This is a genomic window from Mycobacterium sp. (genome assembly GCF_049585075.1).
GTDB lineage: Bacteria > Actinomycetota > Actinomycetes > Mycobacteriales > Mycobacteriaceae > Mycobacterium.
Map to the genome: position 1 here is coordinate 1 of NZ_JBAUZA010000043.1, position 11033 is coordinate 11033.

General features: G+C 65.7%; 5 protein-coding genes and 1 pseudogene. 1 reads left to right on the plus strand and 5 read right to left on the minus strand.

The window, feature by feature from the left end:
• Positions 1 to 5072, minus strand: a 5072-nt coding sequence (locus WB785_RS02165) for an acyltransferase domain-containing protein (RefSeq protein ID WP_424077056.1), incomplete at its 3' end; no start/stop codon positions are given.
• Between the two features lie 232 nt (positions 5073 to 5304).
• Positions 5305 to 5643, minus strand: coding sequence for a hypothetical protein (locus WB785_RS02170; protein WP_424077057.1), 339 nt, complete (start codon positions 5641 to 5643; stop codon positions 5305 to 5307).
• Between the two features lie 153 nt (positions 5644 to 5796).
• Here WB785_RS02170 and rbpA point away from each other — a divergent pair, with 153 nt between their 5' ends.
• The gene (gene rbpA, locus WB785_RS02175; RefSeq protein WP_325677518.1) at positions 5797 to 6135 is read left to right on the plus strand and encodes an RNA polymerase-binding protein RbpA; all 339 of its coding nucleotides are present in this window, start codon (positions 5797 to 5799) and stop codon (positions 6133 to 6135) included.
• Positions 6136 to 6148: 13 nt separating this feature from the next.
• On the opposite strand, the gene WB785_RS02180 is transcribed toward rbpA, so the two are convergent.
• The 3 genes and pseudogenes from WB785_RS02180 to WB785_RS02190 all read right to left on the minus strand — a co-directional run.
• Complete coding sequence (locus WB785_RS02180; protein WP_424077058.1) at positions 6149 to 7327, minus strand: hypothetical protein; 1179 nt, start codon at positions 7325 to 7327, stop codon at positions 6149 to 6151.
• A gap of 111 nt (positions 7328 to 7438) precedes the next feature.
• A pseudogene (gene lnt / locus WB785_RS02185) lies at positions 7439 to 9996 on the minus strand (apolipoprotein N-acyltransferase).
• 268 nt (positions 9997 to 10264) lie between these two features.
• Positions 10265 to 11033, minus strand: a 769-nt coding sequence (locus tag WB785_RS02190) for an amidohydrolase family protein (protein WP_424077059.1), incomplete at its 5' end; no start/stop codon positions are given.

The window sequence follows — 11033 nt, forward strand, 5'->3', positions numbered from 1 at the left end:
CCGGTACCACCGGTCACCACCACCGTGCCCGCCGCCCACGCATCCGGCATCGTCAACACAACCTTGCCGACATGACGCGCCTGACTCAAATACCGCAACGCCGCCGGCGCTCGCCGCACATCAAACGTGGTGACCGGCAACGGCCGAAGCACTCCAGAGTCGAACAGTTCGGCGAGTTCGAGCATCCATTCGTGCATCCGGGGCCGGCCCGGCTCGAAGAGGTCGAAGGCCCGGTAGCGCACTCCCGGGTGTTGTTGGGCGACCACATCGGGGTCGCGGATGTCGGTCTTGCCCATCTCCAAAAACACCCCACCCTGGGCGACCAACCGCAACGAGGCATCAACGAAATCACCAGCCAGCGAATCCAGCACCACATCCATCCCGCGCCCACCGGTGACGGTTCGGAATTTCTCCTCGAAATCGAGGCTGCGCGAATCGGCAATATGGTCCTCGTCAAAGCCCATGGCCCGCAACGTGTCCCACTTACCCCTGCTAGCGGTGGCAAACACCTCCAACCCCAAATGCCGACCCAACTGCACCGCCGCCATCCCCACCCCACCAGCCGCGGCATGCACCAACACCCGCTGCCCCGGCTTGGCGTCAGCTAGCTGTACGAACGCCATCCATGCGGTCGTGAAAACAACTGATACGGCGGCAGCTTCGGCGTAAGACCAGTCGGCAGGCATGGGAAGCAACAACCGGACGTCTGCGGCCACCAGCGTGCCGCTGCCCTCCGGGAAAAGGCCGTACACCAAATCGCCGGCGGCGAATTCGGTGACCCCGGGCCCTACTTCAACGACGACGCCGGCGCCCTCGCCGCCGATCAGCGCGTCGTGGGTGAACATGCCCAGGGTGATCATGATGTCGCGGAAGTTGGTGGCGATGGCGCGCATCGCGACCCGGACCTGGCCGGGCTCCAATGGCGCATCGGCGTTGGGCACCGGCTCCAATTGGAGATTCTCGAAGGTGCCCGCACTGGAGAGCCCCAGCCGCCATGGCCCGTCGCCCGGCGGCACCAACACGGCGTCGACGGCCCGGCTGCCGTGCACCCGCGCGGTGTAAATCGTCCCACCCCGCAGCACCACCTGCGGCTCACCGGTCGCAAGTGCCGAAACCAGTGCCGTATCGTCAACGGGCACATCCGAATCCACCAACACGATCCGGCCGGGATTCTCGGTCTGCGCCGAACGCACCAACCCCCACACCGCGGCACCTGCCAGATCGGTGACGTCCTCCCCGGGTAGCGCCATGGCGCCGCGGGTGGCCACCACCAATACTCCGGAGTCACGCTCAGTCAGCCACGACTGCACGGCGGCTAACGCGGCATGCGTGCGCTCGTAGGTGTCGATGACCGGGTCCTCGGCGGCCGAAGCGGCTTGGAAAACTTCATACGACGGCGTCTCAGCCTGCGAGGCAGGCGCAGCGGGTGACCACACCAGCTCAAAGAGCCGGTCCCCACCCGCGCCGGATACCGCCGCCATCAACTGTTGCTGCGACACCTGCCGCGCCACCATCGACGTCACCGACAACACCGGCAACCCCAACCCGTCGGCCAACTCCACCGACACCGACGACGGACCCGACGGCGCAATCCGCGCCCGCACCGCCGCCGCCCCCGCCGCGTGCAACGACACGCCCTCCCAGGAGAATGGCAGGGCTATTTCGGTGTGGCCATCGCCGTCGTGGGCCATCACCGCCGCGTGCAGCGCTGCGTCCAACAACGCCGGATGTACGCCGAATCCCGCTACGCCGCCAGCCGCATCCGGCAGGGTGACCTCAGCGAACAGCTCGTCGCCTCGGCGCCACAGCGCGGTCAACCCTTGGAATGCCGAACCATATTCGTACCCGCGTGCCGCCAACCGCTGATAACCATCGGATACATCGACCGGAGTCGCGCCCGCGGGCGGCCACACCGATAAATCCGCGCTCGGCTCAAGCGATTTCGAACCCAACTGTCCGCTGGCGTGGCAGATCCACGCCGAATCGGCATTGGTGTCGGCCCGAGAGAAGACGGACACGCTGCGCTGGCCGGACTCCTCGGCCGGCCCGACCACGACCTGCACGGCGACCGAACCCGATGTGGGCAGCATCAACGGCGACTGCAATGTCAGCTCGTCAACAGCCGCGCAGCCGACTTCGTCGCCCGCGCGGATCGCCAACTCGACAAATCCCGTACCCGGGAACACCACCACGCCGTCGACGGCGTGATCCGCCAACCAACCGTGCGAGGCTGCCGAGAGCCGTCCGGTTAGCACTACCCCGCCCGAATCCGGCAATTCCACCACCGCACCCAGCAGCGCGTGCTCACTGGCGCCCAGCCCCAGACCCGCAGCGTCAAGAGCAGCACCGTCACCGGCAAGCCAAAAGCGCCGTCGCTCAAAGGCATACGTCGGCAACTCGACAAACTCGGCCGCGGGTAACACCGCACGCCAATCCACGCCCACACCCGCTACGAAGGCCTGTGCGGCCGAGCTGAGGAATCGGCGGATACCGCCCTCCTCGCGGCCGAGGGTGGGGATGACGATCGGTTCGGCGCTTCCGTCAGTGCAGTCGTTGAACGTATCCTCGATGCCGGCGATCAACGCGGGATGTGGACTGCACTCGATGAAGGTCCGATAGCCCTGTTGGGCTGCACTACGCACGGCCTGATCGAACTGCACGGTCTGCCGAATGTTGCGATACCAGTAGTCGGCGTCCAGGCCGGCCGTGTCGAGCAGACCGCCGGTCAACGTGGAAAAGAACGCGGTGTGCGAGGAATGCGGCTCAAGGCCGGAAAGGACGTCGGCCAGCTGTTCCCGGATGCATTCGACGTCCACGGAGTGTGATGCGTAGTCGACGTCGATCCGACGGGCACGAAGCTCACGCTGCGCACACTGCTCGAGCAGCTCGTCGAGTGCACCGACTTCACCGGAGACCACCACGGCGGATCGTCCATTGACCGCGGCGATGCTGATGCGATCAGCGAAGGGAGCCAATAGCTCTCGTGCATGCTCGGCGCTGCACGCCAGCGAAACCATGCCACCCCGGCCGGCCAGCGCCAGCAGCAGTTTGCTGCGCAGTGTCACCACCCGCGCGGCGTCGCGCAGCGACAGCCCGCCCGCGACGTAGGCGGCCGCGATCTCGCCTTGGGAATGGCCGATCACTGCGTCCGGCCGTACGCCCACCGATCGCCACAATTCGGCCAGCGAAATCATCACCGCAAACAGCGCCGGCTGGACCACGTCGACGCGGTCCAGCCCGGGCGCGCCCGGCGCGCCGCGCAGGACGTCAAGGAGTGACCAGTCGACGAATTCGGCGAATGCCTTTGCGCATTCGTTGATTGTCTCAGCGAAAACCGGTGCGGTGTCGAGCAATTCGATACCCATACCGAGCCATTGGGAGCCTTGGCCGGGAAAGACGAACACGGTTTTACCCGTCGGTGTGACACGCCCCTGGACTACCGAGGCGCCCGGCAGTCCGTCCGCCAGTTCAGCCAAACCGTTGAGCAACTCCTGACGCCCTGCGCCGAGCACCACCGCCCGATGCTCGAATTTCGACCGACCTGCCAATGACCAGCCAACGTCAGCGTCATCCAATTGCTCACGCGCGCCGAGGAATTCGCCAAGTCGGTTCGCCTGCGCCGATACCGCCGCCGCGGTCTTGGCCGAAATCACCCACGGGACGACCGGCGGCGCAATCCCCCGCTCGGCCGCCTTATCCACCGCGGGAGCGGCCTCGATGATCACGTGCGCATTGGTGCCACTGATGCCGAACGACGACACCCCCGCCCGGCGCACCCGATCGTCGGCCGGCCAGCGGTGCGCCTCGGTCAACAACTCCACCGCCCCCGCCGACCAGTCCACATGTGGGCTGGGCTCATCGACATGCAACGTCGCCGGCAACAGCTCGTGGCGCATCGCCTGCACCATCTTGATCACACCGGCCACCCCCGCCGCGGCTTGGGTGTGACCCATGTTCGACTTGATCGACCCCAACCACAACGGCTCAACACGGTCTTGGCCATACGTCGCCAACAAAGCCTGGGCCTCGATCGGGTCGCCCAACGTGGTACCGGTGCCGTGGGCCTCCACCACATCGACCTCGGAGCCAGTCAGCCCCGCGTTGGCCAACGCAGCCCGAACCACCCGCTGCTGAGATGGCCCGTTGGGCGCGGTCAACCCGTTGGAGGCGCCATCCTGATTCACCGCCGAACCGCGCACCACCGCCACCACCGGATGACCCAGCCGCTGGGCATCCGAGAGGCGTTCCACCACCAACATCGCGCCGCCCTCAGACCAGCCGACACCGTCGGCAGCTTGCGAGAACGGCTTGCATCGGCCGTCCGGCGACAAGCCGCGGTGCCGGCTGAATTCGACGAACACGGTCGGGGTGGCGTTGACGGTCGCACCGCCGGCCAATGCGAGGTCGCACTCGCCTGACCGCAACGACTGCACTGCCATGTGCAGCGCCACCAGCGACGACGAACACGCGGTGTCCACCGACACCGCCGGGCCCTCCAACCCCAGCACGTAGGCCACGCGGCCGGTCGCCACGCTCGACGTCATGCCGGTGAGCCGGTAGCCCTCGATGCCTTCGGCGAGCATGCCGTAGCCCTGAGCGATGATTCCGGCGAAAACGCCGGTTGCGCTACCTCGCAACGTGGTCGGGTCAACTCCGGCCCGCTCCAACGCCTCCCACGACAACTCCAACAGCATGCGGTGCTGCGGATCCGTCGCCAGCGCCTCGCTCGGCGCGACACCGAAGAATCCGGCGTCAAAACCCGCAACATCGTCGACGAAACCACCGGAGCGCGCATACGACTTGTGCGGCACGTCGGGATCGGGATCGAACAAGCCGGCCAGATCCCAGCCGCGGTCATTCGGGAACTCCGACATCACGTCGCGGCCTTGAGCCACCATGTCCCACAGGGTTTCTGGGGAATCCACCCCACCGGGGAAGCGGCAGGCCATCCCGACGATTGCGATCGGTTCGCTGGACCGTTCCAGCAGTGCGCGGTTCTTTCGCTTGAGGCGGTCGACCTGGACCAGCGCTTTTCGCAAGGCTTCAGTCGCATGCTGAAGTTGGTCAACCATGTCGCTACCCCTCGCCTAACTTAGGTGGTCGCTGGAGCGGAGAATGCGGCCCGGAGCGCAGCAGCCGGGTCAAACGCTTCCGGCTTCATACCCGGAGAAGTGGCGCTGTGCACCGACTTGCTCGCCCGATTGTTGGCCTGGTTCCGCAGCCAATTCCGGCGTTGCACCAGCGATCCATGGCGGAACTGTACCCGTCAGCAGTTAGCCAAGGCTAAACGCGTGGTCTGCCCAGTCAGCGCCAGCCGTCGGCGGCCTGCGCGGCTTGCATCAGCGCATCGCACAGTTCGCGCAACTCGGTTGCCCCGGCCCCTTCGTCAAGCGCCGTCGCAACGTCTTCCGCCGCGCATCGCACCTGGTAGACCCGGTCGGACAGGTCAGCGGCCTCACCAGCGGACAGCACCACCGCGTCGGCAGGCAGCGACGCACCTTTGACACCGGTGATGGAGGCTCGCTGCTCATAGGCCCGTTGCCGACACGATTGGCGGCAATACTGGCGGCGACGGCCCAGCCCGCTTTCGGCGACATCGCGTCCACACCAGCGGCACGGTTGCGGGCGGACGCGACGGCTCACGCGGCCGACTTTAGTCGGGGTTCTGCTCCGATCCCGGTATCATGGATGGTCGAGTCGCGTACTTGTACGCGGAAACCCTGGGAACTCTGCATACCGCCCAGACGTTGTCTAGGGCGTTAACTGCTGAGAAGAGGTTAAGAGGAGTGGGTACCAATGGCTGATCGCGTCCTGAGAGGCAGTCGCCTTGGAGCCGTGAGTTACGAAACCGACCGCAATCACGACTTGGCGCCACGCCAGATTGCGCGGTACCGGACCGAGAACGGCGAGGAGTTCGACGTCCCGTTCGCTGACGACGCCGAGATCCCCGGCACGTGGCTGTGCCGTAATGGCATGGAAGGCACCCTGATTGAGGGTGACCTGCCGGAGCCGAAAAAGGTCAAGCCGCCCCGCACGCACTGGGACATGCTGCTGGAGCGCCGCTCGGTCGAGGAGCTCGACGAGTTGCTCAAGGAGCGTCTCGACCTGATCAGGACCCGCCGTCGCGGCAGCTGAGCTTGACCGCCGGTTAGAAATCAAAACCTGGCGGCGGCACCAGGCCATCTAACGGGAAGTACGCGCTGGGGTCGAAGGCGGCCGGATCGAACATTTGGACTTCGGGCACCGCCCATGCCGACACGTCATAATCGCCGGTCGGCGTAACTAACCAGGCGCCAATGGCATTGGTGTTGCCGGATTCGACCAGGTCGATGGTGTCATAGCTGTAGCCGTTGCCCAAGTTCTCAATGTCGATTACGCCGTGTTCGATGTTGGTGCCGGCAATGCTCGGCAGCAGGATCTGTTGATCAGAGAATCCGTCGAATAGCCCGTTGTACTGGACCTTGTCGATAACGTGGGTCGTCAGATCGGAAACGGTGAGCGGATTGGTGGTCAGGTTGAACGGCTGGCCATCCACCGTCACGTTTTTGGTGAAGAAACTTTCCACAAACGGCGCCATGTCGCTGGAATTGAAGTTGGCCGTCTGGCTGCCATAGGCGTCATTGGCAAGCACGTCGACGGTTTGATACGTGATATCAGGCTGCCCCACCAACGTGACACCGAAGGGATCGGACACCGGGTTGGTGTAGTTCAAGAGTTGGCTTTCCAGGTAGGCCTGACCGCCGTAGTCGCCGCCGTTCTCCCAGTGCGACACGTCGTAGGTGCCGGTCGGCGTCACCAAGAAGGCGCCGACGGCGTGGTCGACGCCATTGCTATTAAGGCTCGTCGTGCCGGGTCCGACCAAATCGATGTATTCGTAGGCATAGCCGTCACCCAAGCTGTGAATGCCGATGACACCGCTTTCGATGTTGGTGTCGGGGATGGCGGGAAGCAAAATCTGTTGTTGTTCGGCTCCGTTCGACTCCAGCTTGTCGATGACGTCGACTTGCAGATTGTTGGCGATAAGCGGATTGGTCTCGAGGTTGAGCGGATGGCCATCCACTGTCACGTTGTCGAGGAAGAACTGTTCCACGGACGGCGACAAGTTAGCCGAATCGAAGTTCAATGTCTGGTAGCCGTAGGCGATACTTTCAGACGGATCGCTCGTCTCGTACGTGAATGTCGGCGCACCCACGAATGTAACGCCGAACGGATCGGGCACCGTGACGGCCGCGGCGTCGGGATCCGCTGCGGCGACGCCCATCGCCAGGGACGCCGCCGCCGCGACGCCCCCAGAGGCAAGAGTGACGGATGTGATGATGCGGTACATGGCTTCCCTCCCGTTGGTGAGCGTTGGCGGGTCAGCTGCCGTACCAACCCAATTGCCAACGGAGGCGACGGGATCGTATCAGGTTTATCTCAGGGTCCGCTGGGTGGCGGCTCAGTTGTTGACCGACACCGCACGGTTGCGGTGAAACCGGCCGCTGATGCCCCACTGGGCGACTTTGACCAACGCTTCGCGGATATTGGAGCCGCTCATCTTGGACACCCCGAGTTCACGCTCGGTGAAAGTGATCGGCACCTCGACAACGCTGAAGCCGCTGCCGATCGCGCGCCAGGTCAAATCGATCTGGAAGCAATAGCCCTTGGAGTCGACGGCGTCTAGGTCGATCTTCTGCAGAACGTCCCGACGATAAGCCCGGTAACCAGCGGTGATGTCATGTATGCCGATGCCAAGGGCTAGCCGCGCGTAGGTGTTGGCTGTCCAGGACAGCGCCCACCGCCGCCACGGCCAGTTCTGCACGTTCCCGCCGGCGACGTAGCGCGAACCGATGGCCAGGTCGGCTCCGGCATCGACCGCCTCGAGCAGTAGGTGCAGTTGTTCGGGCGCGTGACTCCCGTCGGCGTCCATCTCGACAAGCGTGGTGTATTGCCGGCTGAGCCCCCAGGCGAACCCGGCCAGGTACGCCGCGCCAAGGCCATCCTTGGCGGTGCGGTGCATGACATGGACCCGGTCCGGGTCCGCCGACGCCAGCTCGTCGGCGAGCTCTCCGGTGCCGTCGGGGCTGCTGTCGTCCACGACCAGCACATGCACCTCGGGACGGGCCTGGTGCAGGCGCCGCATGATCAGCGGAAGGTTCTCCCGCTCGTTATAGGTGGGGATGATCACCAGGGTGCGCAGGGTGGGGCGATCGCCCGCAGCGTCCTGCGGCACCGAATCACCGGTGGTCATGTGTCTCCTTCTTCTGGCCCGTGCCGGGCTGAGTGCCGGCCGCCCTCGTCGAGCGCGGCGTCCTCGCCGTACTCGTCGAGCTCGCCGTCAGCTACCTCGTCGTCGCCGAGCAGGTCGTCGTCGAATTTTTCCTTTGCTGACCGGAAGTTCTTTGCCAGCTCTGACCGACGACGGTTGATCTCCGTGAACCATCCATTGTGCAGCATTGCAGCGAGCACGACGGCAACAGCTATCACGACGAGGCTTCCCTGCACGGCCGGACCCCACTTGGCGGCCGGCGTCAATGTCGTTTTGCGGCGTACCTGGTTGGCCAGGTAGGCCGGCTCGAAGAAGCTGGTGCGGGCCAGCTCACGGCCGTCGGGTGTGACCAGCGCGGAGATCCCCACATTGCTGGCCACCACGGCGTAGCGGTCGAGCTCCACGGCGCGAACCTTGGAAAAGGCCAGCTGTTGCTCGCTCATGGTCTGGTTGAAGTTGGCGTTGTTGGCGGGCACCGCGAGCACCTCGGCGCCGTTGCGGACCGAGTCGCGCAACGCGCGGTTGAATATCACTTCCCAGCAGGTCGCAACGCCCACCGGAACAGCAGCAGCGCGCACCACGCCGGTCCCATGGCCCGGGACGATATAACCGGCCCAGTCAGCGAGCCCGGACAGATGCCGGAAGAAGCCGCGCCAGGGCAGGTATTCCCCGAACGGTTGCACGATCCGCTTGTCGTGCCGGTCGGCGGGTCCTGTCTTCGGGTTCCAGACAATCACCGTGTTCGTTTGCGCCGGGGCATTGGCCGGCCGGCCCGCGATGTCAAGCACCGTACCGACCAGGATGGGCGCGCCGATCGCCTCGACGGCCGCTGAGATCTGCTGCGCTGCATCGGGATTGCGCAGCGGATCGACTTCCGACGCATCCTCGGGCCACACCACGAAGTCAGGTTGAGGCGCACGTCCGGCATGCACGTCGTCGGCCAGCTGGCGGGTCTCCCGGACACCGTTGGCCAACACCGCAAGACGCTGCGCGTTGAACTCCAGGCCGAGTCGCGGCACGTTGCCCTGAACCACCGCAGCGGTGACGACGGGTTCGTTGCCCGACCCGGTGCCGGAATGGCGGACCTGCGGCCAAATGGCGGCGGTGGCGAAAAACGCCAGGCAGATGCAGACCGCCGGCAGCATCACCGCAGGCGGCGATTCGGCCGCCTGCGCACGGGAGGCCTGCAGCCACGACGCGATTTCCAGTGCGATCGCGGCGGCGCTGCAACTGACCAGCACGATCGCCAACGACAGCAGCGGAACGCCGCCCAGCCGGACCAACGGCAAAAACGGGCCGTCGGTTTGACCTGCAGCCACCACGCCCCACGGAAATCCCCCGAACGGGATCGTCGACTTCAACCATTCCTGTGCTGCCCACAACACCGCGAACCAGATCGGCCAACCGGGAAGGTGGCGCACCACGACGGCCAGCAGACCGAAAATCCCGGGAAACAGCGAACACAGCAGCACCAGCGCCAGTAGGGGTACTGCGCCGACGAGGATGCTGACCCAGTGGATTAGCGGCAGGTAGAACGCCAGGCCGAATAGGAAGCCGTAACCGAATCCACCCAGTGGTGTGGTGGCCGGGCGGGTCAGCACCCAGGCCAGCGCGGCAAACGCGAGGATGGCCGCCCACCACCAGTTGAACCCGGGGTAGCTCGAGCAGAGCAGCAGACCGGCGAGGATCGCGGCGCTAAGCCGTGTCAGGCGTGGCCGCAGCGCTTTGCCGAATTGTGGTAGCCGCATCCGCAGCTGGTTGCCCAGCCATGCCAGCAGCACCCCGCCGAGCTGGACCAGTCGCCGGCCTAGCTGCGTCGCTGGTTCAGCGACTCGGTTGCCGTTCGGCTCCAGATCGGCCTCGGTGCCGGTGTCCTCCGGCTCGGGCTCGGTGTCGTCGTCATCATCCTCGTCGTCGTCGTGCTGGACCGGGATTACGCCGGTGTCGTCGTCGACCGCCGGGATGACCTCGGTGTCCTCGCCGGGCCGCATCCGGCGGTCAAACCGCCTGAGGCGCTTAGCCATATATGACGGCACCCCTGTGCACGGTTTGCCGGCAGCGGGGCAACGCATCGGTCGGACCCAGCCGCGGCAAGGCGGGCACCCTCGAACGTGGATCGGTCGACCAACGCTGCACGGCGTCGCTCGGCACGCTGGCTTCGAGCTCACTGAGGTCGCAGAGGTCCCAGACGGCATAGGACGCGGGTGCGCCGGCAACCAAGGTGCCCATCAGCCCGTCTCGGACGCCGCCGGCGCGCCAGCCACCGCGGGTGGCCGCGGCAAATGCCGCACGCACGGAGACGGAACTGCCCGGTGTGTGATGGTTGGCAGCTGCGCGGACCGTCGCCCAGGGGTCGAGGCCGGTTACCGGGGCGTCGGATCCGAACGCGAGGGCCACGCCTTGGGATGCTAACAGCGCAAACGGGTTGAGCCGCCCTGCTCGGTCGACACCGAGACGGCGGGCATACATACCGTCAGCGCCGCCCCAGAGTGCATCGAAACTGGGCTGCATACTGGCCATGACGCCCCACGCGCCCAGCTTGGCTGCCTGGTCTGCGGTGACCATCTCCAAATGCTCCAAGCGGTGGCCGCACCGGGCTACCGCGGCCACACCGAGGTCTTCGACCACGCGCTCGAACGCGGTGACGACCGCGGCGACCGCGCCGTCGCCGATGACGTGGAAACCCGCCGTCACACCTGCTTCGGTACACGCCCGCACGTGCATGGTGATGACCTCGCAGTCCAGGTAGCAGCTCCCGCCCCGATCCGAGGCATCGGCGTAGGGC